Genomic DNA, 26,441 nt, shown 5'->3' on the forward strand with positions numbered 1-26,441 from the left:
AGAACCGGTGGGGGCCGCCCGCCGGGGGAGGCCCTCGCGCCCTTCGGGCCGGCTCCACGACGAACCGACCGGGAGGCCCCGTGACGAGCCCCGCCCGCATCGACGACCTCACGCTCGAGGAGCTGCGCGCACGGGGCGGCCTGAAGTGGTCGCTGTTCCCCGACGCGATCGGCGCGTTCGTCGCCGAGACCGACTACGGCACCGCCCCGGCGGTGACCCGGGCGCTGCACGAGGCCGTCGACGCGCAGGTGCTCGGCTACCTGCCCGGCGCGCTGTCGGAGGCGATGTCGGCGGCGTGCGCGCGGTGGACGTCCGAGCGCTACGGCTGGGACGTCGCGCCCGAGCGGGTGCGCCCGCTCGGCGACGTCATCGCCGGCCTGCAGGCGGCGGTCGAGCACTTCTCCCGGCCCGGGTCGGCCGTCGTCGTCCCCACGCCGGCGTACATGCCCTTCCTCACCGTGCCGCGCGCGATGGGCCGCGAGCAGGTCGAGCTGCCGATGGCCCGAGACGGCGACCGCTGGGTCTACGACCTGGACGCCCTCGACGCGGTGCTCGCCGCCGGCGCCGGCCTGCTCGTGCTGTGCAACCCGCACAACCCGGTCGGGCGCGTGCTGGAGCGCGCGGAGATGGCGGAGATCACCGAGGTCGTCGAGCGCCACGGGGCCCGCGTCTTCTCCGACGAGATCCACGCCCCGCTGGTCTTCCCCGGGCACCAGCACGTCCCGTACGCCTCGACCTCCGACGCCGCGGCGCGGCACACCGTCACGGCGACGTCCGCGTCGAAGGCGTGGGGGCTGCCCGGGCTGAAGTGCGCCCAGCTGCTGCTGTCGAGCGACGCCGACGCCCGGCACTGGGCGGAGGTCGGCTCCTTCCTCGAGCACGGGGCGTCGACGCTCGGGGTCGTGGCGAGCACCGCGGCCTACGACGAGGGCGGCCCGTGGCTGGAGGAGGTCCTCGCCCACCTCGCGGGCACCCGAGCGCTGCTGGTCGACCTGGTCGCCGAGCACCTCCCGGGCGTCGAGCACGTCCCGCCGGAGGGCACCTACCTGGCGCTGCTGGACTGCCGGGCGCTGGAGCTCGAGCCCACGCCGGCGGCCTTCTTCCGCGAGCGCGCCGGCGTCGCCCTCACCGACGGCGCCGCCTGCGGCCGGGCGGCCGAGGGCTTCGTCCGCCTCACCACCGCCATGCCGCGCCCGCTGCTGGAGCGCGCCGTCCGGCAGATGGGCGAGGCCCTGCGCCGCCGGTGACCGGGCCCGGCGCCGACCGGTCCCGCCCCGGTGCGGACGGGCGGGCGGGCGGACGGGCGGTCAGCCCGGCGCCGGCGGGGCCAGGACGAGCCGCACGCCCGCCTCGGCCAGGGCGCGGGCGAGCGGCGCGCCGGGGGCGCGCTCGGTGACGAGCACGTCCACCCGGTCCAGGTCGAGCAGCCGCTGCGGCCCCGTCCGCCCGTGCTTGGAGGAGTCGGCGACGACGACCACGCGACGGGCCGCGTCCGCCAGCGTCCGCCCGATGTCGGCCTCGCCGGCGTCCGCCGTCGTGGCCCCGAACCGGGCGTCGACGCCGTCGACGCCCAGCACCGCGACGTCGAGGACCACCTCCTGCAGCGAGGTGCGGGCGGCCGGGCCGCTGAGCTCGAACGAGCGCGGGCGCACCGTGCCCCCGGACATCACGACCGTCGCGTGGGGGCGCACCGCCAGCTCGAAGGCGATGTTGAGCGCGTTGGTGACGAGGGTGAAGCCGCGGGTGCCGTCCGCCGGCGCGAGGTGGTCGGCGCGGGCGAGCTCGCGGGCGACCTCGGTGGTCGTCGTCCCCCCGTTGACGCCGACGACGTCGCCGACGGCGATGAGGTCGCACGTGGCGCGGGCGATGGCGCCCTTCGCCTCGGCGTGCACCGCGGCCTTGTCGGCGAGCGGGCGCTCGTAGCCGCTGCTGGCGAGGGCCGAGGCGCCGCCGTGGGTGCGGACGACGAGCCGCTGCTGCGCGAGCGCGTCCAGGTCGCGCCGGGCCGTGGCGACGGACGTGCCGAGCTCCGCGCGCACCTGCGCGAGGGTGACGTGGCCGTCCTGGGCCACCATGTCGAGGATCCGGGCGAGCCGCTGCTGCTTCACGCCGGCGCCTCCCCGCCCCTCCCGGCGTCCGCCGCGGCCCGCTGCTCGGCCACCGTCTCGCGCAGGCGCTCGACGACCTCGGGGGGCACGCGGGTGCCCGGAGCGCCGAGGGCGGCCAGGGCGGCCACCGCCGCGCCCACCGCGCCGTCGCGGGCGGGGCGGACGTCGGCCCCGGCCAGGGCGCTCGCCAGCGCGGGCGCCGGGGAGCGCCCCGGCGCCAGCAGGCCGTGGTGCAGCACGCTGCCCCCCAGGACGAGCGGCGCGTCCGGGGCGCCGTCGCGGACGGCGACGACGAGGCGCGCGAGGTCCTCCTGCGCGCGGGCCACGACGTGGCGCGCCACCGGGTCCTCGGGCGCGGCGAGGGCCAGGGGCGCGTGGCGGGCGAGGGCCACCGGCCGCTCGGCGTAGCAGAGGTCCATCAGCTGCTGCAGGACGCGCGGGCGGCCCTCCTGGACCGCACCGCCGCGGTCCGGTCCGGTCGCCAGCCCCAGGGACCCCAGCAGCAGGTCGGTCAGCGCCGTCGCCGGGCCGGTCCCCTCGAGCTCGGCGACGACCGCGCGCACGACGGCGTGCCCGAGGGCGAAGCCGGACCCGCCGTCGCCCACCAGCCAGCCGCAGCCGCCGACGGCCCGGGCCACCTCCCCGTCGCGCACCTGCGCCGCGACCGAGCCCGTGCCCGCGACGACGGCCGCCCCGGTGGGCTCGACGGCGCCCGAGTAGTACATGGCCAGGATGTCCGGCCCCGTGCGCAGCTGCGCGGGCTCCCCCGCGTACCCCAGGCCGCGCGCCAGGTCGGCGCGCGGCAGGAGCCGGCGGTCGCCCGCCATCGCCACGAGGACCGCGCCGACCTCCTCGGGCCCGCGCCCGGCACGGGCGAGGGCGGTCGCCGCGCTGCCGGTGACGGCGGCGAGCGCGGCCTCCGGCCCGGCGGAGGTGGGGTTGCCCGCCGAGCCGGCGGCGTACCCCAGGCACGTGCCGCCGGCGTCGGCGACGACGGCGCGCGTGCTCGTGCCGCCGGCGTCGACCGCCAGCAGGAGCGGGCGCCTCACCGCCGGCCGGCCGGGGCGCCCGGCGGCACGACCCGGCGCCGGGACGGGCGCACAGAGCGGACGACGAGGTCGTCGTCGAGCAGCACGAGGTCGGCGACCCGCCCCGGCTCGAGCGCGCCCAGGCGTCCGCGGAGCCCCAGCACGCCGGCGGGGACGGCGGTGGCGGCGTCGACGAGCACGGGCAGCGGCAGGCCGGCCGCGACGCCGGTGCGCAGCGCCCGGTCGAGCGTGAGCGTCGAGCCGGCGAGCGTGTCGGTGCCCTCGACGACGGCGCGCCCGCCGCTGACGACGACGTCGAGCCCGCCGAGGCGGTAGCGGCCGTCCTCGCCGCCGGCGGCGGCGGCCATGGCGTCGGTCACCAGGGCGACGCGGCCCGCTGCCGCGCGCAGCAGGACCGCGGCCGCGGCCGGGTGCACGTGCTCCCCGTCGAGGACGAGCTCCAGCACCACGCGCTCGTCGCCGCAGGCGGCCGCCACCGGGCCCGGGGCCCGGTGGTGCAGGCCCGGCATGGCGTTGAAGGCGTGCGTGAGCAGCCGCGCGCCGGCGTCGAAGGCGGCCGCGGCCTCGTCGTGCGTCGCCTCGGTGTGCCCGACGGCGACGACGACCCCGGCCGCCGCGAACGCCCGGGCGGCCTCGACCGCGCCGTCGCGGCGGGGGTCGAGCGTCACCTGCCGCAGCGTGCCCCGTGCGGCGTCGAGCAGGTGCGCCACCGCGGCCGGGGTCGGGTCGACGAGCGCACCGGGGCTGTGGGCGCCCTTGCGCTCGAGGGCGAGGAAGGGCCCCTCGAGGTGGCTGCCCAGGACGTGCGGGTGCTCCTCGACGAGGTCCGCCACGCCCGCCAGCCGCTCCGCGAGGACGTCGACGGCGTCGGAGACGAAGCTGACGACGCTGCGCGTGGTGCCGTGCTCGCGGTGGGCGGCCGCGGCGGCCAGGACCGCGCCGGGGCCCTCCTCGTGGGCCGCGCCGCCGCCGCCGTGGCCGTGCAGGTCCACCATGCCCGCCGTCAGCAGCGCCCCGTCGGCGTCCAGCACCTCGGTGCCGCTGCCGCCGGCGTGCTCGCGCCAGCCGCCACCGACCCCGCGGGCGACGACCTCGCCGCCGCGGACCGCGACCCACGTGCCCGGCTGCGCGCCCGCGGCCTCGACGAGCGTCGCGGAGTGGACCACCAGGTCCTCGACGACGTCGCCGACGACGGTGCCCGCACCGCCCGCGGCACCGCTCGCCCCGCCGCTCGCGCCCCCGGTCACCGGGCGCCCGCCGGGCTGCGGCGCGACGCCGGCCGCCGGGTCAGCTGCGAGGCCGCGCCGGGGTCGAGCAGCACGAGGACGTCCTCGAAGGTCCGCAGCGCCGAGGCGGGGCACTCCTCGGAGACCTCCCCCTCCAGCGCCGCCCGCACGACGGCCGCCTTGGCGGCGCCGAGCGCGATGAGCACGTGCCGGCGGGCCCGGGCGATGGTGCCGATGCCCTGGGTGACCGCGCGCCGCGGCACGTCGTCGGCGCTGGCGAAGAAGCGCGCGTTGTCCGCGACGGTCCGCTCCGTCAGGTCCACGACGCGGGTGCGGGAGTCGAACGGCGACCCGGGCTCGTTGAAGCCGATGTGGCCGGTGGCCCCGATGCCGAGCAGCTGCACGTCGACGCCGCCGCGCTCCTCCAGCGCCCGCTCGTAGGCGTCGCACGCGCCGGTCAGGTCCTCCGCGGCGCCGTCGGGCACGTGCACGCGCCCGGGGTCCAGGCCGAGCGGCGCCCGCACCTCGCGGTCGATGACCGCCGCGTACGACTGCGGGTGGCCCGGCGGCAGGCCCACGTACTCGTCGAGCGCGAAGACCTCCACGCCGTCCCACCCGGGCAGGCGCCCCGCGGCGAGGCTCGCGTAGACCTGCGCCGGCGAGGACCCCGTGGCGACCCCGAAGGCGCCCAGCCGCCCCGCCGCCAGCTCGTCGGCGACCAGCTGGGCGGCCCGGCGCCCGACCTCCTCCTCGGTGTCGAGCACCTCGACCTCGAGCCTCACTTCACGCTCCCCTGCACGACGGAGCCCTGCAGCCGGCGCTGGAAGACGAGGTAGACCACGAGGACCGGCACGATCGTCGTGACGGCGCCGGCGAACAGGGCGCCGAAGTCCACCGAGTAGCCCGCCTGCGAGGCGAAGGACGCCATGCCCTGGGTCAGCACGTAGTTGTCGGGGTTCGAGTTGAGCACCACCGGCAGCAGGAACTGGTTCCAGAGCCCGACGAAGTTGAGGATCGCGACCGCGGCCAGGCCCGGCCGCGCCATCGGCAGCATGATCTGGAAGAAGGTCCGCCACTCGCTGGCGCCGTCCAGCGCCGCGGCCTCCGCGACCTCGCCGGGCAGGTCCTCGAAGAAGCTCATGAGGAAGAACACCGTGAAGGGGTAGGCGTACGCCGTGTAGGCGGCGACGAGACCCGGGAGGGTGTTGAGCAGCCCCGCCTGCTGGAGGATGAAGAACAGCGGCACGACGGCGAGGAAGATCGGGAAGGTCAGCCCGGCGACGACGAGCGTGCGCACGGCGGCGCGGCCGGGGAACGGGAAGCGCGCCAGCACGTAGGCCGACATCGCCCCCAGCGCCATCGTGAGCGCGAGCGCCCCCGTCACGACGAGGACGGAGTTGACGAAGTACGTCCCGATCCCGGCCAGGGTCCACGCGTTGACGTAGTTCTCCCACTGCAGGGAGGTCGGGAGCGAGAACGGCGAGGCGAAGATCTCCCGCGTCGTCTTGAACGACGACATCACCGTCCACAGCAGCGGGGCGACCACCAGGACCGTCCACAGGACGAGGACGGCCTGCGACGTCGCGCTGACGGCTCCCTCCCGGCGGCCGTCCGAGGTCCGGCGGCCGGGGCCGCGACGGGCCGGGTCCGCGCGACGCGCGCCGGGGGCGCTGACGGCGGTCACGCCCGCGCCCCGCCGCGGACGCCGAGCAGCCGCGCCACCGCGAACACCGCGCCCACGAAGGCCAGCGTCACCGCGGCCAGCACGACGCCCATCGCGCAGGCGACGCCGAACTGCCCCTGCGAGAACGCGGTCGAGTAGATCTCCTGCGTGACCACGAGCGTCGAGCCCTCGGGGCCCCCGCTCGGGTTGAGCGCCTGCATGTAGACGAAGGCGTCGAGCGCGAGGATGCCCATGTAGACGTAGGCGGTCCGGACGCTGCCGGCGATGCCGGGCAGCGCCACGTGCACCGCGGAGCGGAAGCGGCCGGCGCCGTCCAGGCGCGCGGCCTCGAAGAGCTCGGTGTCGATGCTCTGGATCGCCGCGACGAACAGCACCATGTAGAAGCCGACGAAGGACCAGATGATGACGACGACCGTCGCCGCCATCGCCGTGTCCACGTCGCCCAGCCACGGGAAGTCGGTGAAGCGGTCGAGGCCGACCGCCGTCAGCGTCCCGTTCAGCAGGCCGTTGGCGGGGTTGTAGACCTGGCTCCAGATGATGCCGATGACGATCGCCGGCACCACGTACGGGAAGAACGAGACGACGCGGTAGAAGCCCGAGCCGCGCAGCCCCCGGACCCCGCCCGCCGACCTGCCCCCGAAGGTGATGAGCACGGCGAGGGCGAAGCTGGCCGTCAGCGTCACCAGGGGCACCACGAGGAGCAGCGTCAGGCTGTTGCCGAGCGCCGACAGGAAGGTCGGGTCGCCCGCGAGCCGGGCGTAGTTCCCCAGGCCGACGAAGGGCTGCTCGGGGCTGAAGCCGGTCCAGGCCGTCAGCGAGTAGTACGTGGCCTGGGTGAAGGGGTACAGCACCATGAGCACGTAGAAGGCGAAGGGGACGCCGAGGAACACGACCATGAGGCTGATCCGGTCCAGACCGGCCCGACGCCGCCGCCGGGCAGGTGGCGGGGCGCCCTGCTGCGGCGTCCCGGCGGCGGGGACGGCGGCGGTCATCGGGCCGGTCTGGGTCATCAGCTCACCTCGACCTTGACGACCGCGTCGTCCTCGCGGATGCGGTCGAACATGGCCTGCATGCCCTCGGCCAGCGCCGCCGCGTCCGAGGCCCCGGACAGGAAGCTGTTCCAGAGCACGTTGACGTCCGCGGTCATGCCGTACGTCTGCACGAAGTTGTAGTTGAAGGTGTCCGTGCCGGCGGCGTCCAGCATCGCGACCTGGGACGCCAGGGCCGAGGAGCCGAAGGCGTCCTCGGGGATGGTGCCCGCGACGATCGTCGAGGCCAGCTTGGTGCGCGCGAACTCCGTCGCCGTCTCCGGGGAGAGCATCGCGCGCAGCACCTCCTTGCCGCCGGCCGGGTTGGCGCCCTGGCTCGGGACGACGAAGGGCTCGTTGGGCGTGTTGTTGATGGCGGCGTACGGCATCGCCGCGTCCGCGGAGACCGTCGGCGTCGGGGCCCCGGTCATCACGAAGCCCTCCGCCGTCGCCTCCGCCATCTCGTTCTCGATCCACGAGCCGGACGGGTACAGCAGCGCCTCCTGCGCCTGGCTCCACTGCGCCTGCGCGGCCGTGAACTGCGTCCCGGCACCGCCGGGGCGCATGTAGCCGCTGGCGACGACCTGCTCCATCGCGGCGAGCACGTCGGTGATGGCCTGGCCGCTCCAGGCGTCGGGCTGCAGGTTGGCCATCTGCAGCCGGACCTCGTCGCCGCCCTCCTTGATGGCGGAGTCGAGCGCCATCGTCAGGTAGTAGGAGGCCGCCTCCTGGCCCCAGGTGAACAGGTACAGGCCCTGCTCCTGCGCGGCCGCGCCGAGCGCCAGCGCCTCGTCCCAGGTGGTCGGCGGCGTCCACCCGTTGGCGTCGAACAGCGACTGGGAGTACCAGAGCGCGTAGACGGTCAGCACGTAGTTGATGGCGGCGAGCTTGCCGTCGTACATGCCGACGCCGAGCACGTTGGGGTACAGCGTGTCCTCGATCGTCGTGCCCTCGAGGTTGGGCGCCGCCACCACGTCGCTGAGGTCCTCGAGCTGGGCCGCGATGGTCGACAGGCCGATGGCGTTGGCGCCGTTGTTGTCGAGCAGGTCCGGGGGGTTGCCGCCGACGAAGCGCGGCTGCATCTGCTGCGCGATCTGCGTCGAGCCGGTGACCTCCACCGTGACGCCGTCCTGGTTCTGCTCCACCAGGTCCGCCGCGAAGGAGGCGTAGTCCGTGCCGTACCCGCCGTCGAAGACGACGGCCTCGACGGTCGAGCCCGCCGCGACGCCGAAGGGGTTGGTGTCGCTGACCTCGCCGGTGGCGGCGCCGCCACCCCCACCGGCCTCGCCGCCGCCGCTGCCCCCGGCGGCGCACGAGGCCAGGGACAGGCCGAAGGGGGTGACGACGGCGCCGGCGGTGATGGCCTTGAGGAAGGAGCGGCGCTGCAGGGGGGTCCGACTGCTCTCGAGGGGGCTCATGGGTGTCCTTGTCCGGGAGTCGTGCGCGAGGGTGCTCGGCCGGTGGGGCGCCCGGGGCGCGACGCTGCGTCCGGGCGCTGGGGCGGGTGCTGCTCAGGCCCCGCGGCGGATGCGGTCTCCGTAGCGGGCCTCGAGCTCGTGGTTGTGGTCGTCGCCGCCGGGGATGTTGGCGGAGACGTACAGCGGGGCCTCCTGGCCGCGCGCGGCCAGCAGCTCGGCCGCGCCGACGGTCAGCAGCTGCGCGAGGTAGGCGGAGGTGAGCGACGACACGGCACCGACGGCGATGTCGCCGACCGACGTGAGCGTGGCGTCGCCGTAGGGCGCGAGGTTGTCCAGCACCACGTCGGCGACCTCCGAGAGGCGCTTGCCGCTGGGGTGCTTGGGCTCGACGGCGGCCGTGTGCGCCAGGCTCGTCACCGCGACGACGCGGTGCCCGTGCTGCTTGGCGAGCAGCGCGACGCCGACGACCGAGCCGTTGACGCCGGAGTTGGAGGCGATGACGAAGAGGTCGCCGTCCTGGCGCGGGATCGTGGCGAACAGGTCCTCGGCGATGGCCGGGTCGCGCTCGAGCGGCGGGCGGCCGTACAGCTCGTCGATCTCGTGGTCGCCGAGGAGGACGGCGTCGCGCAGGGCGACGCGGTTGGTGGGCATGAGCCCGCCCGCACGGCCCGCGACCTCCATGGCGAAGGCCTCGGAGTGGCCCGTGCCGAAGGCGTGCACGACCCCGCCCGACGCCACGCAGTCGGCCACGAGCGCGATCGCCTCGTCGAGGCCGCCGTCGGCGGCCAGCTCGGTCAGCCTGCGCAGGCGTCCGACGACCTCGTCCTCGAGGTCGCGGGCGCTGGATCGGGCGGGGGTCTCGGACGGCACGGGTGTCCTCTCGTCGCGGGAGGGGGCGCCGCACGACGCTCCCTGAGCGAATCTGAGCGGTTCGCTCAGGAGGGGACAGTAGGGCAGATGCCTCGCTCACAACAGGGGTACGGCGGACATCCGGCAGGTGGCGTGCCGCCGGCGCGGGCCGACCGAGGAGAGGTCGCCCCGCGCCGGGGTGCGGGCGGTGGGCTGCGGCGCGCCGGCCGCCGCCGGTCAGACGGTGAAGCGCCGGACGGCCGCCTCGAGGTCACCGCTGAGGCGGTGCAGCTGCTCCGCCGAGCGCCGGGCCTCGGCGAGGCCGCCGGCGCAGCGCCCGGTCGCGTCGGCGACGCCGGACGCGCTGTCCGCGATCTCCCGGGACGAGGCGGCGGCGCCGCTCACGCTGCGGCCCATCTCGGCCGTCGTGGCGCTCTGCTCCTCCACGGCCGAGGCGATGGTCATCTGGTAGTCGTTGATCTGGCCGACGACGCCGGTGATGCGGTCGATGGCCGCTGCGGCGCCACGCGTGTCGTCCTGGATGGCCCGCACGCGCCCGGCGATGTCCTCGGTGGCGCGGGCGGTCTCCTGCGCCAGCTCCTTGACCTCGCTGGCCACGACGGCGAAGCCCTTGCCCGCCGCACCGGCGCGGGCCGCCTCGATCGTCGCGTTGAGCGCGAGCAGGTTGGTCTGCTCGGCGATGCTCGTGATGAGGCGCACGACGGCGCCGACCTCCTGCGAGGACGCACCGAGCTGGGCGACGGTCTGCGTGGTCTCCCCCGCGATCGCCACGGCCTCCTGGGCCACGCGGGCGGCCTCGGCGGCGCTGTGGGCGATCTCCTGGATCGACACGGCCATCTGCTCCGAGCCCGCCGCGGCGCCCTGGACGCCGGAGGTGACCTCCGTCGCCGCCGCGGAGACGGCTCCCGCCCGGCCGTTGGCCTCGTCGAGGCCCGTGGTGATGGTGGTGGTCGTCGCGGTGAGGTCGCGGGAGGCGGACGCCAGCGCCGTCGAGGAGCTGCTGACGACGCGCATGGTCTCCCGCGTGGCCTCCAGGCTGCGGTTGAGGGCCGCACCCATGTCGACCAGCTCGCGGGGACCGCGGACCCCGGCGCGCGCGGTCAGGTCGCCCCGCGCCACGCGCTCGAGCACCGCGCCGATCTCCTGCACCGGCCGCGCGACCCCCCGGGCGGTGACCAGGGCGAGCCCCAAGGAGAGCAGCGCACCGAGCACCACGAGCACCACGGTCACCAGGCGCGCCCCGCGGAACGCCTCCTCGGCCTCCGCGGCCAGCCGCTCGGCCTCCTGGCCCTCCAGCTGGGTGGCCGCGGCGATCGCCTCCTGGGCCTGGACCTCGAGCTGCTGCAGCTGCGTGACGGCGGCGACGACGGCGTCCTGGTCACCGGCCACGGTCGCCGTCACGACCTCCTCACCGATGACGGACATCTGCCCGTACACGTCGGTGAACGTCGCCAGCTCGGAGCGCGCCGGCGAGGACAGCTCGAGGGCCGCGGCGGTCTCCAGCTCCTCGGCGAGCTGAGCGGCCAACTCCGCGTTCTGGGCCTGGACCGCCGCCCGCTGGTCCTCCGCCAGGGTCGGCAGGCCGATGCGGGCCTGGCCCGCCTGCAGCTGCCAGTAGCCGGCCTCCACGCCGCGCAGCGCGTCGAGGGGGACGGCGCCGAGCCGGTAGACGTCGTCCGCCCGCTCGCTCACCAGCGCCGTGCTGCCGACGCCCACCGCACCGACGGCGACGGTCACGGCGGTGACCCCGAGGAAGGCGGCCATCAGGCGCCCCCGCAGACCGCTGCGCCCGAGCACGCCCGTCCGGGGTGCGTCGGTGGTGGTGCCGGTGCGGTCGTCGCGGGCCATGGCGCGCTCCTCCTGGGGTGTCGGGGGTGTCGGGGTAACCGGTGTCGGCGCGGTCGCCTCTCGGCGACCGCGTCGGGTCCTCCCCCGCGCATCGGCCGACGAGCCCTCCGAGATGAGCGGACCCGGGGCCCGACGTCCGCGGGAGACCCGAGCGGGCGAGGCGCTGCGCCCGCCGCGCCGCGACGTCCGTGCGCGCCCGCACGCCTCGCGGAGGAGGCCGTCGGCCTCGAGCGCCGGTCGCCCCCGGCGGCGTGACGACGCTGGTCGTCAGCGACCGGCAGCCGGCCGGGTCGACGCCCGTCGGCTGCAGCGGCCTGCGGCTGCCGGTGCGCCACCTCCGCGTCCGCGCCGTCCGTCCGTCCGGCGGGCGGGCGGGCGGGCGGGCGGGCGGGCGGGCGGGCAGGCGGGCAGGCGGGCAGGCGACCTTCGTCTCCGGACGACCGCTCCGCTGCCCTCGCCGGCCACGGCGCGGCTCGACCGCTGACCGTCATCGGGCCGCCTCCTGGGCGGACGACCGCTCCGCTCGTCTCCGCGCCCGCTGCTAGCGTCGGCGCGTGCCGGACGACCGCTCCGCATCGTCAGCCCCGGCGGAGGCGCCGTCCGCTGCGCCCCTCGCCCGACCCGCGCGCCTGCGCGCCGACGCCGCCCGCAACCGCGCCCAGGTGCTTGAAGCGGCCGCCGCGCAGCTGGCGGCTCCCGACGGCGACCTGGCGATGAACGTCCTCGCCCGCACCGCCGGCGTGGGCGTCGGCACGGTCTACCGGCACTTCCCCACCCGCCAGGTGCTGCTGGAGGCGCTGGCCGCCGACGGGCTCGAGGCGCTCGTCGCGGCCGCCGAGACAGCCGCGGCGGACGAGTGCTCCGCTGGGCTCGAGGCGGTCCTGCGCACCGGCCTGCGCCTGCAGCTGACCGACGCCGCGCTGGGAGCCGTGCTCGCCGCGCAGGAGCCTGCCTGCGTCGACACCCGGGCGCTCACCGAGCGCCTCGAGTCGGCCGTCGGCCAGGTGCTCGACCGCGCCCGGACCGCCGGCGACGTCCGCGACGACGTCGCGCCCGACGACGTGCGCCGGCTCCTGTACGGGCTCGCGCGCGCCGTCTCGTGCGGCCCGGGGCGCCTCGCGCCGTCCGCCCGGTACGTCGACGTGCTCCTGCAGGGCCTGCGCCCGCACGGCTGACCGGCGCTCCGACCGGACGGGCCGTCCGGACGGGCTGTCCGGACGGGCCGTCCGGTCGAGGAGGACCGTCGACCGGAGGGCTCAGCGTGCGCGCCCCCCGCTTGCGCACCCCTCCCCCGCCGCGCCCCGCGTGGACCTCCAAGGCCGCGCGCGCTGAGCCCTGCCGTCTTCGTCGGCCACCTCTCGCTCCCGAAGGGTTGACCGAGACATCCCACCTATGCCACCGTCCTCGGCGTGGACATCGGATGTCTGGAGCAGCGATGAAGCTGGTACGACTTGGCGACCCCGGCGCGGAGCAGTGGGCGGCCGCGAGGCCGGACGGCTTGATGGCAGACCTGAGCGCGGTGGTGGACGGTGCGGCACCGCTGACTTCCTCATCCCTGTCGGCGATCGAGAGCGCCCTTTCATCGGGTGGCTTGCCGACGATCGACCCTACGGGTCGGCGCACCGGCCCGCCGACGCCGCGCCCGGGCACGGTCGTCTGCGTCGGGCTCAACTACTCCGACCACGCGGCGGAGACGGGGGCGCAGCTGCCGGCGGAGCCCGTCCTCTTCCTCAAGAGCAGCCGGACCGTCGTCGGTCCCCATGACGAGGTGCTCATCCCTCGTGGCAGCGTGAAGACGGACTACGAGGTCGAGCTCGCCGTCGTCATCGGACGCACAGCGCGCTACCTCCCGGACGCCGCGGCGGGCCTGGACGCCGTCCTCGGGTACGCCGTCTCCCACGACGTGTCCGAGCGCGAGTACCAGCTGGAGCGCGGCGGGCAGTGGGACAAGGGCAAGAGCTGCGAGACCTTCAACCCGCTCGGCCCCTGGCTCGTGACCGCGGACGAGGTGCCCGACCCGCAGGCGCTCGACGTGCGGCTGTGGGTCGACGGAGACCTCCGCCAGGACGGCAGCACCGCGGACATGGTCTTCGGCGTCGGGGAGCTCGTCCGCTACATCAGCCACTTCATGGTCCTGGAGCCGGGCGACGTCATCAACACGGGGACCCCGGCCGGCGTCGCCCTCGGCCAGCCGGACCCGAAGCCCTTCCTGCGCGCCGGCCAGGTGGTCGAGTGCGAGATCACCGGGCTCGGCCGCCAGCGCCAGGTGCTCGGGGCCGCGTGATGGCCGTCGTCACGCGGTTCGAGACCTACGACGTCCGCTTCCCGACCTCCCGCCACCTCGACGGGTCGGACGCCATGAACCCGGACCCCGACTACTCCGCCGCCTACCTCGTCATCGGCACGGACGTCGGAGACGGGCACGAGGGCCACGGGTTCGCCTTCACCATCGGGCGGGGCAACGACGTGCAGGTCGCGGCGATCCGCGCCCTCGCCGGCCACGTGGTGGGCTGGGACGTGGAGGCCCTGCTGTCGGACATGGGCGCCACCTGGCGCCGGTTCGCCGACGACTCCCAGCTCCGCTGGCTGGGACCGGAGAAGGGCGTCATGCACATGGCGGTCTCCGCGGTCGTCAACGCGCTGTGGGACCTGCGCGCCAAGCGCGCGGGCCTGCCGCTGTGGGAGCTGCTGTCCTCGATGAGCCCCGAGGAGCTGGTCTCCCTCGTCGACTTCCGCTACCTGACCGACGCCCTCACCGAGGCCCGGGCGCTGGAGGTCCTGCGGCGGGCCGAGCCCGGCCGGGCCGAGCGCCGTCGGGCGCTGCTGGACACCGGCTACCCGGCCTACACGACGACGCCCGGGTGGCTCGGCTACTCCGACGAGAAGCTCGTCCGCCTGTCGCGGGAGGCCGTCGCCGAGGGGTTCACCCAGATCAAGCTCAAGGTCGGCAGCCGCCTGGAGGACGACGTCCGGCGGATGCGCCTGGCCCGCGAGGCCGTCGGTCCGGACGTGCGCATCGCCGTCGACGCCAACCAGCGGTGGGACGTCGGGGACGCCGTCCCCTGGATCCGCGCCCTGGCGCCGTTCGACCCGTGGTGGGTCGAGGAGCCCACGAGCCCCGACGACGTCCTCGGCCACGCGACGATCCGCGAGGCCGTGGCGCCCGTGAGGATCGCCACCGGCGAGCACGTCCAGAACCGGGTCGTCTTCAAGCAGATGCTGCAGGCCGGGTCGCTCGACGTGCTGCAGATCGACGCCGCCCGGGTGGCCGGGGTCAACGAGAACGTGGCGATCCTCCTGCTGGCCGCGGTGTTCGACGTTCCGGTGTGCCCCCACGCCGGGGGTGTCGGGCTGTGCGAGCTGGTGCAGCACCTCTCGATGTTCGACCTCGTCGCCGTCTCCGGCACCACCACCGACCGCGTCGTCGAGTACGTCGACCACCTCCACGAGCACTTCGTGGATCCCGTGGTCGTCGAGCACGGGCGCTACCGCGCGCCCTCGGCGCCGGGCTTCTCGGCGCAGATGCTCCCCGCGACCCTCACCGACCACCTCTTCCCCGACGGGCCGGTCTGGCGCGCAGGTGCACCGACGGACGACGCCGTGCTGGACGGGGTGGCGCCGTGAGCGCACCGACGCACGGGAGCCACGGCCTCTCGGGCGCCCGCGCCCTCGTCACGGGCGGGGCCTCGGGGATCGGCGCCGCCGTCGTGGAACGGCTGCGGGCCGACGGCGCCCGCGTCGTCGTCCTCGACCGGGTGGACCCGGGCGGCGACCCGGACGCCGTGCAGGCGGACCTGGCCGACGACGCCGCCGTCCGCCGCGCCGTGGAGCAGGCGGTCGAGCGCCTGGGCGGGCTCGACGTCCTCGTGAACAACGCCGGCATCGGCGCCCAGGGCACCGTCGAGGACAACGACGACGACGAGTGGCACCGGGTGCTCGACGTCAACGTCGTCGGGACGGTGCGGGTCACCCGTGCCGCCCTGCCGCACCTGCGGCGCTCGGACCACGCCGTCGTCGTGACGACGTGCTCGATCGCGGCCACCGCCGGGCTGCCGCGACGGGCCCTGTACTCGGCCACCAAGGGCGCGCTGCAGTCTCTCGTCCTCGCGATGGCCGCCGACCACCTGGCCGAGGGGGTCCGCTTCTGCGCGATCAACCCCGGGACGGCCGACACCCCCTGGGTGCAGCGGCTCCTGGACTCCGCCGACGACCCGGCCCGCGAGCGCGCCGCGCTCGAGGCGCGGCAGCCGTCGGGACGGCTCGTCACCGCGGACGAGGTCGCCCACGCCGTCGCCTCCCTCGCCGACCCCCGCTCGGGGGCCACGACCGGGACCGCCCTGGCCGTCGACGGCGGGATGCAGGGGCTCCGGCTGCCCGGCCGACGGGCCTGACCCCACCGCGGCACCGCCACCACCGCACCGCCCGCCCCGGCACCACGGGGCACCCGTTCTCGACGAGGAGACACCCATGAGGAAGACCACTGCACCAGTCGCCGTCATCGCCGCCATGGGGCTGGCGCTCGCCGCCGGGTGCGGGGGCGACAGCGGAGGGGGGTCGGGCGGCTCGGGAGGGTCGACGGACTCCGACGGCAACACGACCCTGACGTGGGCGATGTGGTCGGGCGGCACCGCCGAGCGCGATGCCTGGCAGGCCGCGGCCGACGCCGTGCACGAGGCGGACCCCTCGCTCACGGTGGAGCTGGAGACCTCGTCCTTCGACGAGTACTTCACCAAGATGGCCACCCGGATCGGCGGTGGCTCGGCACCCTGCATCGTCAGCGTCCAGAGCCTGCGCCTCGGCGCCCTGCAGGCCGGCCTCCTCCCGCTCGACGACCTCATCGAGTCCTCCGGCGAGGACATGTCGGACTTCACCGACGCCTCGCTCGCCGGTCTCCAGGGCGACGACGGCAGCCAGTACGCCCTGCCGTACGACGACGGCCCGATGGTCATGCTCTACAACAAGGAGCGCTTCGCCGAGGCGGGCGTGCCCGAGCCGCAGATCGGCTGGGGGGTCGAGGAGTTCGAGTCCGCCGCGCAGGCGCTCTCCGCGGACGGCGCCTACGGCGTCTCCGCCTTCCCCTCCGACCTGGTCATGTTCTCCTCCGTCCTCGCCCGCACCGGCGTCCAGCCCGTCGCCGAGGACGGGACGCTGCAGCTGACCGACCCGGCCCTGGTCGACGGCGTCAGCTGGTACGGCGACCTCGTCCACGAGCAGCAGGTCGCCCCCCAGGTGGCGGGCGTCGACTCGACGGCCCCCTACAACGCCTTCATCGCGCAGACCACCGCGATGGTCCCCGACGGCCCCTGGGACCTGCTGAACATCCAGAGCCAGAGCGACTTCGAGGTCGGCGTCGTGACCCTGCCGGCCGGGGAGGCCGGTCCTCGGACGCTGTCGGCGGGCTCGGGCTTCGGCGTCTCCGCGTCCTGCCCGGAGCCCGAGGCCGCCTTCGAGGCGATCCGGACGCTGACCAGCACGGAGGTCCTGACCCAGCTGGCCTCCGACGGGCGGGCGCTGCCGTCGCGCACCTCGGCGCAGCAGGCCTGGTTCGACAACGCCCCGGCGGGCGCCCAGGAGGCGCTCGCAGCCGCGACCGAGAGCGCCGAGCCCATGCGGGTGACGGACGACTGGGCCCAGGTCGGCACCGCGGTCATCCAGTTCGTCGGTCCGGTCCTCAACGGCAGCAGCGAGGCGCCCGACGCGCTCGAGCAGATCCAGGCCCAGTACGGCGGCCGGTGACCGACGGCGGGGGCGGCCCTCGGTCGTCCCCGCCCGCTCATCCCCCCACGGCCACCACCGCTCCTGAGGAGGCGGCGCCCATGAGCGTCAGCAGCACGGCGAGACCCCCGGCGCCCTCCGCGTCCACGTCCGCCTCGACACCCGCCCCGAGGCCGTCGCGGGGCCGGCGTGACGACCTCGTGCCCGCCCTGGGGTTCACGGCACCGAGCATGCTCGGCCTCGCCCTCTTCACCGCCGTCCCGATCGGCATGTCGCTCGTCATGAGCTTCTACTCGTGGCCGATCATCGGTGAGCGCTCGGTGCGCGGCGTCGGCAACTACGTCGACCTGCTGACGAGTCCGCAGTTCCGCCGCGTGGTGCTCAACACCGTCCTGTTCACGGTGCTGTACCTGCCCCTGAACCTCCTGGTCTCGCTCGGGATCGCCCTGTGGGTGGCCTCGGTGCGCCGCGGACGGCAGGCGCTGAGGGTGATCTTCTTCATCCCCGTCGTCACGCCGATCGTCGCCAACGTCCTCGTCTGGCGGATGATCTACACCCCCGGCGGCGCTCTGGACGGGCTCGCGCAGTCGGCCGGCGTCGACGCCCCGAACTTCCTGGGCGACCCCCGGTGGGCGATGGCCTCGCTCGTCCTCATGAGCGTGTGGCAGGGGTTCGGCTACAACATGCTCGTCTTCTCGGCCGCCCTGGACGGCATCCCCGCGAGCATCAACGAGGCCGCGAGCCTGGACGGCGTCTCCGCCTGGTCGCGCCTGCGGCACATCACGCTGCCCATGATCTCCCCGTCGATGTTCTTCGCGTCCACCATGACGCTCATCACGACCTTCCAGGTCTTCGCCCAGCCGTACCTGCTGACCGGCGGCGGGCCCGGCGTCGCGACCGAGACGCTCGTCCTCTTCGTCTACCGCCAGGGCTTCGCCTCCTTCGCCCTCGGCAGCGCCGCCGCCGCCGCGTGGGTGCTCTTCGCGCTCATCCTCCTCGTCACCGCCGTGCAGTTCGCGGGCCAGAAGAAGTGGGTGAACTACGATGTCTGAGCTGGCGAGCCCTCGCCCGACGGTGCTCCCCGTCGCCGGTCCGGTCGACGGCCGGCCCGAGCGCGGCAGGCCCCGCGGCACCGTCCGTCACGCGGTGTCCGCCGTGCTGCTGTGGCTGGTGGCCGGCCTCTTCCTCCTCCCGCTCGTCTACACCGTGGCGACGTCGCTGAAGCCGGCGAGCGAGGTCTTCTCCGTGCCCCCGACGCTCGTGGGCAGCGAGCTGCGGTGGAGCAACTACGTCGACGCCCTCACCTACCTGCCGTTCCAGCGGTTCATCCTCAACGGCGTCTTCGTCGCCACGGCCGGGACGCTGATCACGCTGGTGACCGCCAGCCTGTCGGCGTACGCCTTCTCCCGGTTGCGCTGGCGCGGGCGGGACGCGCTGTTCGGCGTCTTCCTCGTCACGCTGATGATCCCGCAGGAGATCCTCGTCGTGCCGATGTTCTCCCTGATGCAGACGTTCGGATGGGTCGACACCTACCGGGCGCTGATCTTCCCGTGGGCCTTCACCGCGTTCGGGGTGTTCCTCCTGCGGCAGTTCTTCCTGACCGTGCCGCAGGAGCTGTCCGACGCCGCCGTCATCGACGGCGCGGGGAAGTTCCGCACCTTCTGGTCGGTGATGCTGCCGCTGGCCCGTCCCTCGCTCGCGGTGCTGGCCGTCTTCACCTTCATCCAGTACTGGAACAGCTTCCTGTGGCCCCTCGTCATCACCAACACGATCGAGGACAAGGGCACCGTGCCGCTGGGGCTGAGCCTGTTCTTCAGCCAGCAGGGCAGCCAGTGGAACCTGGTCATGGCGGCCTCGGTCGTCTCGATGGTCCCGACCGTGCTCCTGCTCCTGGTGCTGCGGCGGCACCTGGTGAGCGGCATCGCGACGGCCGGGCTCGGGGGGCGGTGACGTGCGCACCCGACCCGTCGGCCGCACCGGACTGCGCACCACCGTCCTCGGCTTCGGCGCCGCCGCCCTCGGCAACCTCTACGCGGCCGTCAGCGACGAGCAGGCGGCCGCGGCCGTCGACGCGGCGTGGGACCGCGGGGTCCGCACCTTCGACGTCGCGCCGCACTACGGGCTCGGCCTCGCCGAGCGGCGCCTCGGCGCGGCCCTGGTGGGTCGCCCGCGCGCGGAGCACCTGCTCTCCTCCAAGGTCGGGAGGGTCCTAGAGCCAGTGGAGGACCCCGGCGACGCGCGCGACCTCGACAACGGCTTCGACGTCCCGGCCGACCACCGGCGCCGGCGCGACTACTCGCGCGACGGCGTCCTGCGCTCGGTGGAGGACACCCTGGTCCGCCTCGGCGCCGACCGCCTCGACGTCCTGCTCGTCCACGACCCCGACGACTTCGAGCGCGAGGCGGTCGAGGGCGCGCTGCCCGCTCTCCTGGAGCTGCGCGAGCAGGGCGTGGTGCGGGCCGTCGGGGCCGGCATGAACCAGTCGGCGATGCTGACCCGCTTCGTCGAGCGCTTCGACCTCGACGTCGTCCTGTGCGCGGGGCGGTGCACGCTGCTGGAGCAGCCGGCGGCGGACGACCTGCTGCCGGCCGCGGCGCGGGCGGGCACCTCGGTGCTCCTCGGCGGCGTCTTCGCCTCGGGACTGCTGGCGCGCGACTGGCCGGCCGACGACGCCACGTACGAGTACGCGCCCGCCCCGGCGCCCGTGCTGGAGCGCGCCCGCCGCACGGCGAGCGCCTGCACCGAGCACGGCGTCCCGCTCCCGGCTGCGGCCCTGCAGTTCGCGCTCGCGCAGCAGGGGGTCTGCGGGGCGCTCCTGGGCATGCGCAGCCCGCAGGAGGTGCACGCCGACGCGGACCTGCTCGACGTCGACGTGCCCGCCGACCTGTGGGGGGACCTGCGCGCCCGGGGCCTCCTGCGCGAGGACGTCGCCGTCCCCGCTCCTTCGGGCGCCGGTTCCCGGTGACAGCGGTCGAGGACGTCGAGCTGCTCGACGCGCACCACCACCTGTGGGATCCACGGGAGCGCACCTACCCCTTCCTGGAGGGCGACGGCCTGGAGCTCCTGCACCGGCGCTTCGACGTCGACGACCTGCGCTCCGCGACGGCCGGCACCGGCGTGAGCCGGACCGTCGTCGTCCAGGCCGTCGGCACCGAGGAGGAGACGCGCGCGCTGCTCGGTGCGGCCTCGTCGTCGGGTGGCCTGGTGGCCGGCGTCGTCGGCTGGGTCGACCTGCTCTCGCAGGACGTGGGCGCACGGCTCGACGCGCTGCGCGCCGGGCCCGGCGGCGAGCTGCTGGTCGGGGTGCGCCACCAGGTCGAGGAGGAGGAGCGGGAGTGGCTGCGGCGGCCAGCGGTCGCCCGGGGGGTGACGGCGGTGGCCCGCGCCGGTCTCGCCTACGACCTGCTGGTCCGCCCCGACCAGCTGCCCTCCGCGGCCGCCCTCGCCGACGCCGTGCCCGACGCGCGCCTGCTCCTCGACCACGGCGCCAAGCCACCGGTCGGCTCGCCGACCTGGGCGTGCTGGGCCGAGGACGTCGCCGAGCTCGCCCGCCGCCCGCAGGTGGTCGGCAAGCTCTCGGGCCTGCTCACCCAGGTGCCGGCGGACGCCGAGCCGGGGTCGCTGCAGCCCTCGGTGGACCACCTGCTCGCCGCCTTCGGGCCAGAGCGGCTCGTCGCCGGCACGGACTGGCCCGTCAGCGCGCTCGCCGCCCCGTACGCCGAGGTGGTCGCGCGCACGCGCGGCTGGGTAGCCGGGTTGACCGGTGACGAGCAGCGGGCCGTCCTCGGCGGGAGCGCCTGCCGCACCTACGCCCTCGCCCGCCCCGACGGCGCGCGCACGGACCCGCACGACCACCGCTAGGGAGGACCACCCCATGGCCATGTTCCACGACGCACCGCAGCGTCCCGAGCTCTACCAGCGCTTCGAGCGCGCGACGCCGGACTGGTACCGCACGGCCCGTTTCGGCGTCTTCATCCACTGGGGTGCCTACTCCGTCCCGGCGTGGGCCGAGCCCATCGGCGAGCTCGGCACCATCGAGCGGCGCACGTGGTTCGCGCACAACCCCTACGCCGAGTGGTACTTCAACACCATCCGCATCGAGGGCAGCCCGGCCCGCCGGCACCAGGACGAGGTCTGGGGCGGCGCGCCCTACGACGACTTCCTCGACCGCTGGGGCGCCGAGGAGTTCGACCCCGCCGACTGGGCGGCGCTCTTCGCCCGCGCGGGCGCGCGCTACGTCGTCCCGACGACCAAGCACCACGACGGCATCGCGCTGTGGGACGCGCCCGGCACGGGCGATCGCAACACCGTGCGCCGTGGCCCTCGTCGCGACCTCGTCGGCGACATCGGGCGAGCGGTGCGCGACGCCGGGATGCGCTTCGGCGTCTACTACTCCGGTGGGCTGGACTGGCATGCGAGCCCGCACCCGCCGATCGAGGACGAGGACTTCTCGGCGGCCTTCCGCCCGGTCGACGAGGAGTACACCGCCTACGCCAACGCGCACGTGCGCGACCTGGTCGCCCGCTACCGGCCCGACGTCCTGTGGGGCGACATCGAGTGGCCCGATGCCGGCAAGCCCGACGGACCGCTGAGCTTCGCCCACGTCCTGGACGAGTACTACGCCGCCGTGCCCGACGGCGTCGTCAACGACCGGTGGGGTCTGACCCACTGGGACTTCCGCACCAGCGAGTACCAGCAGGGCCGCGACAACGAGAGCAGCGAGATGTGGGAGAACTGCCGCGGCGTCGGCTTCTCCTTCGGCTACAACCAGGTGGAGACCGCCGACCACTACATGGACGGGCCGGCGGCGACCCGCCACCTCCTCGACGTGGTCTCCCGTGGCGGCAACTTCCTGCTCAACGTGGGCCCGGACGCCGCGGGACGCATCCCCGAGCTGCAGCGCCGGACCCTGGAGCAGCTCGGGGACTGGATGGAGGCCCACCCCGGCGTCCTCGACGCGGCCGACCGCGTCGGGGCGGACCTCGCCCGCCCCGGCGACGACCCCTGGGTGCGCTGGCTGCACGCCGGCGACGCCCTGCGCGCCGTGGTGCAGGGGGAGGGCGCCGTGCACCTCGACGTCGCAGCCGAGCGTGTGCGACCCGAGGACGCCCGGTCGCTCGACGGGACGCCGCTCGACGCGCGGGTGGACGACGGCGGGGTGCACCTCACCCTCCCGCCGGCGCGGGTCGCCGGCCCGTCCGTGGTCGAGCTGCCGCTGCGCTGACCCCTTGCGCGGGACGGCCGGGGCGCCCGAGAGGGCGCCCCGGCCGTCCCGCGCCGGACCTCAGGGTGCGGGCGAGGACGAGTCGCCCTCGACGAGGACCTGGCGCACCCACTGCTCGACGCCCGCGACGTGGACGCTCGCCCACGCCTGGGCCACGTCGGCCTGCCGCGCGCGCATGGCCTGCCAGATGGCGCGGTGCTCGTCCAGCGTCCTCGCGACGGCCGACTCCTGCGTGAGCCCGCGCCACACCCGCGCCCGGTGCGTGCGGCCGGAGAGGCTCTCGATGACGGCGGCGAGGACGTCGTTGCCCGAGGCCGCAGCGATGCGCCGGTGGAACTCGCGGTCGGCCTCGACGAGCTCCTCGACGCTGGGCGCCTCCCCCAGGTCGTCGACGAGCCGGCCGAGCCCCTCGAGGTCCTCGTCGGACATCCGACGGGTGGCCATGGCGGTGGCCACCGGCTCGAGGATCCGACGCACCTCCAGGAAGTCGACGACCGAGGCGTCGTGCTGGACGTCGACCACGAACGCCATGGCCTCGAAGAGCAGCCCGGGCGCCAGGCTCGTGACGTACGTGCCGTCGCCCTGGCGCACGTCCAGGACGTTGATGAGGCTCAGCGCCCGCACCGCCTCGCGCAGCGAGTTGCGCGAGAGCCCGAGCATCGTCCCGAGCTCGGCCTCACGAGGCAGACGCTCCCCCGGCTGCACCTGGCCTGTGATGATCATCTGCTTGATCTTGTCGATGGCCTCGTCGGTGAGGGCCATCTCAGCGCACGCCCCCAGCGCCGTCGCCGCCGGCCCGCTGCTGCTCGGCGAAGCTCCAGACGGGAGGCAGTCCGTCGTCGTCGCCCGAGTAGTCGTCGACGAGGGACTGCAGCGGCGTCACCAGGGCCTGCCAGGCGACGTTCGCCGGGTGGTCGCGCAGGTGCTCGCGCATGGCCTGGTAGTCCTCGACGTCCACGAGGTGGAAGACGTCACGTCCGCTGCGCCAGATGCGCCAGTCGCGGACACCGGCGTCGGCGAGCGCTGCGAGCAGGTCCTCCGGGACGGCGGCGTGGAGGCGGTCGTAGGCCTCGAGCGCCTCGGGCCGCAGGCGGGTGTGGAGGGCTCGCTGGACCATGCGCGCTCCTTCTCGTCGACGCGGGCATCAGCGGCGTCGATGATACATCGGATGTCTCGACACCCGTTCTCCGCCCGCGACCCTCAGGCGCACGCGGTCGGCAGGGGCCCAGCGCTGTCGACGTCCGGACGCCCCTCACCACCTCGGCTGCCTCAGCGCCCGCCCGCGCGCGACCGCGTCGACGCGGCCGGTGGCGCCGAGCTTCACGTGCACGTGCTGCATGTGCTTCTCCACGGTGCGGGCGCTGACGCCGAGCCGGCGAGCCGCCTGGGCGCTCGTCAGCCCGGTCGCGAGCAGGGCCAGCACCTCCCACTCGCGGACCGTCAGGCCGGCGCGGGGCGGGGGGAGCACCTCACCGGTCACGGTGAGCACCGCCGGCTCGCGACCCACGCGGATCACCTCGTAGGGCGTCGCGCTGGTGAGGGCGGCGCGGACCGCCGCGGTGAGGTGCGGACGCACGAGCACCCGCGCAGGTCCTCGCTGGTCAGCATCACGAGCCCCCGCCCGCCGCAGGTCGGTCGCGGGACGCTACGCCCGAGAACGCCCGGGTGTCAGCCGCCACCTCCCGCCCGGGCGCCGGCTGACGGCGGGGGCGAGCCCCCTCCTCAGCGCGCGCCCTCCGCGGGCCGGCGCAGCCAGGTCCTCCAGGCCGCACCGGCCACGGCGTCGAGGACGGCCGCGGCGAGCCCTGCCCGGCCGGCGAGCGGCGCCGCCGTGGACGAGCCCTCCGCGTCGAGCCAGCGCAGCACGACCCCGCGGTGGTCCCAGCGGCGCACCTCGGCGGGGACCACCACCCCGCCCACCTTGAGCCGGGTCCACCCCCCCGGCAGAGCGCCGACGTCCACGACGACGCGGCCGGGTAGGCGAGCGGGCCACTCCACCGCGAGTCCGAGACCGCCCCGCGCGGCCCTCGGGGGGCTCTCGACGGCCAGCCCGGGCAGGTCCGGGTGCCGGTGGACGAACCGCGCGCCGTCCCAACCGCCGACCAGGAGGACCTCAGGACCCCGGAGCGCGCACGACCCCGGTGGACGGGAGGTCGGCGCGCACGACGTCCCGGTGCCCGCGGGGGCTCCTCGCGTCCTCGCGGGCGGGGTGGCTCGGCCCGCGCCGGCCGGCGCCCTCGTCGTCGAGTCGCAGTCGCCCATGGACCCTCCCGCTCGGGTCCGCCGGGGCCGGACGGGGCGTCCCGCGTCGGCGGACACCAGCAGTCAAGCGGCGCGCCGGTTCCGGGGGACATACGCAGTTCTGCGCACGGCCGCCGTCAGACGACGTCGCCTCGTCCTGGTCGCCGCGCGGCCTCACCCGGCCAGGAGGTAGACCACCTGCTCGCCGACGAGGAGGAGCGTCCCGACGCCCCAGCTGGCCGCGAGGGCCGCGACGACCAGGGCGACGACGTGCCGCACCCTCCGGCGCACCAGGTGCACGAGCGAGGCCGCGCCCAGGAGCGCCGAGAGCCCCGCGACGGCGAGCACCACGCCCCACGACCAGGGCGAGAGCACCCAGCCGAGACCGGCGACCAGGCCGACCGCGATGGACGAGGCGCCCAGCCAGACGACGCTCATGGCGCTCTGGTGCGCGGCCCGCTGCTGCCAGGTCTGCCCCTCGACCTCCTCCTCGTCCCAGCCGACGTCGGTCCAGCTCTCGCGCGCCCGTCCGCCCATGAGCGCCTCCTCCGCATGGTGGCCGGCCCCTCCGGCACGACTGGACGCTAGGAGCGCCGGCCCGGGCCGCGCCGGGGTCGTCCACAGGTGCGGGGCCGCCGCGGCGCGCGCGTGCGCGTGGGCGTGGGCGAGGACTTCGTCGGCGCCTGGGGCGAGAGCCACGACGTCGGTCGCGCGGGCGTCTTCGCGCTCGGGCACCCGGGGCCCGGCGTCGTCGCCGAGAGCGAGGACCCGCGGCAGGCGGGCGGGTGGGGTCACGGCACCGCGAGGACGGGCGTGCTGGGGACCAGCCGCCGCCACGCGCTGTCCGATGCCTACGCGGATCGACGTATGTCCGCGGGCGCTGACCGCTGCCTACGGTCGGGAGGCGCACTTCGGCGCGGCAGGCGCTGCCGTAGAAGCGCCGTCGTGGCTCCGCGGCCGTGCGACCGACTGCCAGAGAGGCGCCGCCATGAGCATGCTCGAGCACCCCACGACGGACGCCGACGACGCGATGGTCGTCGACGACGGCGACCCTCTCCTCCACGACCCGCAGGCCGACGACGGCGCCCCGCCCGGGCCGACGGACGCCCTCGTCCGCGAGCTCGACGCCGAGCGGGACGCGGACGACCAGCGGGAGGACGGGGACGGCTCAGGCCACGGCGTACTCACCGACCGTCGGAAGGCGCTCTCGCAGAACGGCTGGCCGGCCTTGGAACCCTCGGCGATCGGGCGGTACTCGATCCCGGGCGGGAAGATCACGGTCCGCAAGGGCGACGTGGCGCTGGTCCTGGTGCACGTCGCGGAGGTCGTCCACAGCGTCGAACCCCTCCTGTGGCCGGGGTGCTGGGGCTACGCCGAGCGCACCATCAAGCTCGGGAGCTCGCTCTCCAACCACGCGTCCGGCACGGCGATCGACCTCTCGGCGCCGCGGCACCCGCTGGGGCGTCGGGGCACCTGGTCGACGACGGAGGTGGCGGGCATCCGGGCGATGCTGGAGCAGCTCGACGGGGTCGTCCGCTGGGGGGAGGACTACCGCAGGCGGGCGGACGGCATGCACTTCGAGATCGTCGGGTCCGCGTCAGCGGTCGCCCGGGTCGCAGACCGGCTGCGCAAGCCGCCGAGGCCGGAGACCGCGCTTGGGGATCTGGTGCCGCTCGGCCCGTACTCGGGACGAGCCAGTGGGCTGTCGCGTGGACTCGACGGCGGCCACGCCCACGGCGGCGTCCTGAAGGCCCAGACGAATCTCGCAGTGCTGGGCTTCTACGCGGGTGCGGTGGACGGGCGGTTCGGGCTCCGCACCGAGGTCGCGGTCCGCGCGTTCCAGGCGGCGCGAGGTCTGGAGGTCGACGGACGGATCGGTGAGTTGACGTGGGCGGCACTGCAGCACAGATGACGTCTCCCGGCGAAGGCGTCTCGGTGAGAATGGGTGTCCCCGCCCCTTGACGCACTGGCTCCTCCGAAAGGCGCGCCCGTCGTCGACGACGGGCGCGTGACGTGCCCGGCGGGGGTTG

At 75.4% G+C, this 26,441-nt stretch carries 27 protein-coding genes; 12 read left to right on the forward strand and 15 right to left on the reverse strand.

Annotated elements, in window-relative coordinates:
* Nucleotides 1-80 precede the first annotated feature (80 nt).
* Nucleotides 81-1,247: a MalY/PatB family protein gene (locus Q0848_RS13575; RefSeq protein ID WP_299038426.1), complete on the forward strand. Its 1,167-nt coding sequence runs from the start codon at nt 81-83 to the stop codon at nt 1,245-1,247.
* A 60-nt stretch (nt 1,248-1,307) separates the two neighbouring features.
* Here the strand turns inward: Q0848_RS13575 and Q0848_RS13580 are convergent, their stop codons facing one another.
* From Q0848_RS13580 to Q0848_RS13620, 9 genes are all read right to left on the reverse strand, one after another.
* The gene (locus Q0848_RS13580) at nt 1,308-2,108 is read right to left on the reverse strand and encodes a DeoR/GlpR family DNA-binding transcription regulator (RefSeq protein ID WP_299038428.1); all 801 of its coding nucleotides are present in this window, start codon (nt 2,106-2,108) and stop codon (nt 1,308-1,310) included.
* Nucleotides 2,105-3,157, reverse strand: coding sequence for an N-acetylglucosamine kinase (locus tag Q0848_RS13585; protein ID WP_299038430.1), 1,053 nt, complete (start codon nt 3,155-3,157; stop codon nt 2,105-2,107). Before Q0848_RS13585 ends, Q0848_RS13580 begins: the two co-directional genes overlap by 4 nt.
* Nucleotides 3,154-4,404, reverse strand: a complete 1,251-nt coding sequence (locus Q0848_RS13590) for an N-acetylglucosamine-6-phosphate deacetylase (protein WP_299038431.1) — start codon at nt 4,402-4,404, stop codon at nt 3,154-3,156. Before Q0848_RS13590 ends, Q0848_RS13585 begins: the two co-directional genes overlap by 4 nt.
* On the reverse strand, nt 4,401-5,165 hold the full coding sequence (locus Q0848_RS13595) for a glucosamine-6-phosphate deaminase (RefSeq protein ID WP_299038433.1): 765 nt from the start codon (nt 5,163-5,165) through the stop codon (nt 4,401-4,403). Before Q0848_RS13595 ends, Q0848_RS13590 begins: the two co-directional genes overlap by 4 nt.
* Complete coding sequence (locus tag Q0848_RS13600; protein WP_299038435.1) at nt 5,162-6,067, reverse strand: carbohydrate ABC transporter permease; 906 nt, start codon at nt 6,065-6,067, stop codon at nt 5,162-5,164. Before Q0848_RS13600 ends, Q0848_RS13595 begins: the two co-directional genes overlap by 4 nt.
* The gene (locus Q0848_RS13605) at nt 6,064-7,077 is read right to left on the reverse strand and encodes a carbohydrate ABC transporter permease (protein ID WP_299038437.1); all 1,014 of its coding nucleotides are present in this window, start codon (nt 7,075-7,077) and stop codon (nt 6,064-6,066) included. Before Q0848_RS13605 ends, Q0848_RS13600 begins: the two co-directional genes overlap by 4 nt.
* Nucleotides 7,077-8,513, reverse strand: a complete 1,437-nt coding sequence (gene ngcE / locus Q0848_RS13610; protein ID WP_299038439.1) for an N-acetylglucosamine/diacetylchitobiose ABC transporter substrate-binding protein — start codon at nt 8,511-8,513, stop codon at nt 7,077-7,079. The genes Q0848_RS13605 and ngcE overlap by 1 nt, the downstream gene beginning before the upstream one ends.
* Before the next feature lie 93 nt (nt 8,514-8,606).
* Nucleotides 8,607-9,383 (reverse strand): SIS domain-containing protein, encoded by a 777-nt coding sequence (locus Q0848_RS13615; protein ID WP_299038441.1) that lies wholly within the window; start codon nt 9,381-9,383, stop codon nt 8,607-8,609.
* A 216-nt stretch (nt 9,384-9,599) separates the two neighbouring features.
* Complete coding sequence (locus Q0848_RS13620; RefSeq protein WP_299038443.1) at nt 9,600-11,231, reverse strand: methyl-accepting chemotaxis protein; 1,632 nt, start codon at nt 11,229-11,231, stop codon at nt 9,600-9,602.
* 554 nt (nt 11,232-11,785) lie between these two features.
* On the opposite strand from Q0848_RS13620, the gene Q0848_RS13625 reads away from it, so the two are divergent.
* The 5 genes from Q0848_RS13625 to Q0848_RS13645 all read left to right on the forward strand — a co-directional run bounded on the left by Q0848_RS13625 (nt 11,786) and on the right by Q0848_RS13645 (nt 16,967).
* A complete protein-coding gene (locus Q0848_RS13625) occupies nt 11,786-12,406 on the forward strand; it encodes a TetR/AcrR family transcriptional regulator (RefSeq protein WP_299038445.1) in 621 nt (206 codons plus the stop codon).
* A gap of 260 nt (nt 12,407-12,666) precedes the next feature.
* Nucleotides 12,667-13,515 carry a fumarylacetoacetate hydrolase family protein gene (locus tag Q0848_RS13630; protein ID WP_366146605.1) on the forward strand — a complete coding sequence of 283 codons (849 nt, stop codon included), beginning with the start codon at nt 12,667-12,669 and terminating at the stop codon, nt 13,513-13,515.
* Nucleotides 13,515-14,855, forward strand: a complete 1,341-nt coding sequence (locus Q0848_RS13635; protein WP_299038449.1) for an enolase C-terminal domain-like protein — start codon at nt 13,515-13,517, stop codon at nt 14,853-14,855. Before Q0848_RS13630 ends, Q0848_RS13635 begins: the two co-directional genes overlap by 1 nt.
* Entirely contained in the window at nt 14,852-15,622 is a 771-nt protein-coding gene (locus Q0848_RS13640) for an SDR family NAD(P)-dependent oxidoreductase (protein ID WP_299038450.1), read from the forward strand. Before Q0848_RS13635 ends, Q0848_RS13640 begins: the two co-directional genes overlap by 4 nt.
* A 76-nt stretch (nt 15,623-15,698) precedes the next feature.
* On the forward strand, nt 15,699-16,967 hold the full coding sequence (locus tag Q0848_RS13645; protein WP_299038452.1) for a sugar ABC transporter substrate-binding protein: 1,269 nt from the start codon (nt 15,699-15,701) through the stop codon (nt 16,965-16,967).
* A gap of 37 nt (nt 16,968-17,004) precedes the next feature.
* On the opposite strand, the gene Q0848_RS13650 is transcribed toward Q0848_RS13645, so the two are convergent.
* On the reverse strand, nt 17,005-17,166 hold the full coding sequence (locus tag Q0848_RS13650; protein ID WP_299038454.1) for a hypothetical protein: 162 nt from the start codon (nt 17,164-17,166) through the stop codon (nt 17,005-17,007).
* A gap of 10 nt (nt 17,167-17,176) precedes the next feature.
* Here Q0848_RS13650 and Q0848_RS13655 point away from each other — a divergent pair, with 10 nt between their 5' ends.
* The 5 genes from Q0848_RS13655 to Q0848_RS13675 all read left to right on the forward strand — a co-directional run bounded on the left by Q0848_RS13655 (nt 17,177) and on the right by Q0848_RS13675 (nt 22,170).
* Entirely contained in the window at nt 17,177-17,998 is an 822-nt protein-coding gene (locus tag Q0848_RS13655; RefSeq protein ID WP_299038456.1) for a carbohydrate ABC transporter permease, read from the forward strand.
* A gap of 94 nt (nt 17,999-18,092) precedes the next feature.
* Nucleotides 18,093-18,896 carry a carbohydrate ABC transporter permease gene (locus Q0848_RS13660; protein WP_299038458.1) on the forward strand — a complete coding sequence of 268 codons (804 nt, stop codon included), beginning with the start codon at nt 18,093-18,095 and terminating at the stop codon, nt 18,894-18,896.
* Between the two features lies 1 nt (nt 18,897).
* Complete coding sequence (locus Q0848_RS13665) at nt 18,898-19,911, forward strand: aldo/keto reductase (RefSeq protein WP_299038460.1); 1,014 nt, start codon at nt 18,898-18,900, stop codon at nt 19,909-19,911.
* Nucleotides 19,908-20,807, forward strand: a complete 900-nt coding sequence (locus Q0848_RS13670) for an amidohydrolase (RefSeq protein ID WP_299038462.1) — start codon at nt 19,908-19,910, stop codon at nt 20,805-20,807. The genes Q0848_RS13665 and Q0848_RS13670 overlap by 4 nt, the downstream gene beginning before the upstream one ends.
* A 13-nt stretch (nt 20,808-20,820) precedes the next feature.
* Complete coding sequence (locus Q0848_RS13675; RefSeq protein ID WP_299038464.1) at nt 20,821-22,170, forward strand: alpha-L-fucosidase; 1,350 nt, start codon at nt 20,821-20,823, stop codon at nt 22,168-22,170.
* Nucleotides 22,171-22,230: 60 nt separating this feature from the next.
* Here the strand turns inward: Q0848_RS13675 and Q0848_RS13680 are convergent, their stop codons facing one another.
* The 5 genes from Q0848_RS13680 to Q0848_RS13700 form a co-directional block, all read right to left on the reverse strand.
* A complete protein-coding gene (locus Q0848_RS13680; protein WP_299038467.1) occupies nt 22,231-22,932 on the reverse strand; it encodes a FadR/GntR family transcriptional regulator in 702 nt (233 codons plus the stop codon).
* Between the two features lies 1 nt (nt 22,933).
* Complete coding sequence (locus Q0848_RS13685) at nt 22,934-23,287, reverse strand: L-rhamnose mutarotase (protein WP_299038468.1); 354 nt, start codon at nt 23,285-23,287, stop codon at nt 22,934-22,936.
* A 135-nt stretch (nt 23,288-23,422) separates the two neighbouring features.
* Nucleotides 23,423-23,752, reverse strand: a complete 330-nt coding sequence (locus tag Q0848_RS13690) for a response regulator transcription factor (protein WP_299038469.1) — start codon at nt 23,750-23,752, stop codon at nt 23,423-23,425.
* Between the two features lie 140 nt (nt 23,753-23,892).
* Nucleotides 23,893-24,081: a hypothetical protein gene (locus Q0848_RS13695; RefSeq protein WP_299038470.1), complete on the reverse strand. Its 189-nt coding sequence runs from the start codon at nt 24,079-24,081 to the stop codon at nt 23,893-23,895.
* A 504-nt stretch (nt 24,082-24,585) separates the two neighbouring features.
* The gene (locus Q0848_RS13700) at nt 24,586-24,948 is read right to left on the reverse strand and encodes a hypothetical protein (protein WP_299038471.1); all 363 of its coding nucleotides are present in this window, start codon (nt 24,946-24,948) and stop codon (nt 24,586-24,588) included.
* A 451-nt stretch (nt 24,949-25,399) separates the two neighbouring features.
* On the opposite strand from Q0848_RS13700, the gene Q0848_RS13705 reads away from it, so the two are divergent.
* Nucleotides 25,400-26,323, forward strand: coding sequence for a peptidoglycan-binding protein (locus Q0848_RS13705; RefSeq protein WP_299038474.1), 924 nt, complete (start codon nt 25,400-25,402; stop codon nt 26,321-26,323).
* The last annotated feature ends 118 nt before the right edge of the window (nt 26,324-26,441 follow it).

The organism is uncultured Pseudokineococcus sp. (assembly GCF_947495735.1).
GTDB lineage: Bacteria > Actinomycetota > Actinomycetes > Actinomycetales > Quadrisphaeraceae > Pseudokineococcus.

Bases quoted from the DNA above. Each gene is read 5' to 3' on its own strand.
- Q0848_RS13605 (WP_299038437.1), bottom strand. From the start codon at position 7,077: ATGACCCAGACCGGCCCGATGACCGCCGCCGTCCCCGCCGCCGGGACG.
- ngcE (WP_299038439.1), bottom strand. From the start codon at position 8,513: ATGAGCCCCCTCGAGAGCAGTCGGACCCCCCTGCAGCGCCGCTCCTTC.
- Q0848_RS13620 (WP_299038443.1), bottom strand. From the start codon at position 11,231: ATGGCCCGCGACGACCGCACCGGCACCACCACCGACGCACCCCGGACG.
- Q0848_RS13630 (WP_366146605.1), top strand. From the start codon at position 12,667: ATGAAGCTGGTACGACTTGGCGACCCCGGCGCGGAGCAGTGGGCGGCC.
- Q0848_RS13635 (WP_299038449.1), top strand. From the start codon at position 13,515: ATGGCCGTCGTCACGCGGTTCGAGACCTACGACGTCCGCTTCCCGACC.
- Q0848_RS13645 (WP_299038452.1), top strand. From the start codon at position 15,699: ATGAGGAAGACCACTGCACCAGTCGCCGTCATCGCCGCCATGGGGCTG.
- Q0848_RS13655 (WP_299038456.1), top strand. From the start codon at position 17,177: ATGCTCGGCCTCGCCCTCTTCACCGCCGTCCCGATCGGCATGTCGCTC.
- Q0848_RS13675 (WP_299038464.1), top strand. From the start codon at position 20,821: ATGGCCATGTTCCACGACGCACCGCAGCGTCCCGAGCTCTACCAGCGC.
- Q0848_RS13680 (WP_299038467.1), bottom strand. From the start codon at position 22,932: ATGGCCCTCACCGACGAGGCCATCGACAAGATCAAGCAGATGATCATC.
- Q0848_RS13685 (WP_299038468.1), bottom strand. From the start codon at position 23,287: ATGGTCCAGCGAGCCCTCCACACCCGCCTGCGGCCCGAGGCGCTCGAG.
- Q0848_RS13700 (WP_299038471.1), bottom strand. From the start codon at position 24,948: ATGGGCGGACGGGCGCGCGAGAGCTGGACCGACGTCGGCTGGGACGAG.
- Q0848_RS13705 (WP_299038474.1), top strand. From the start codon at position 25,400: ATGAGCATGCTCGAGCACCCCACGACGGACGCCGACGACGCGATGGTC.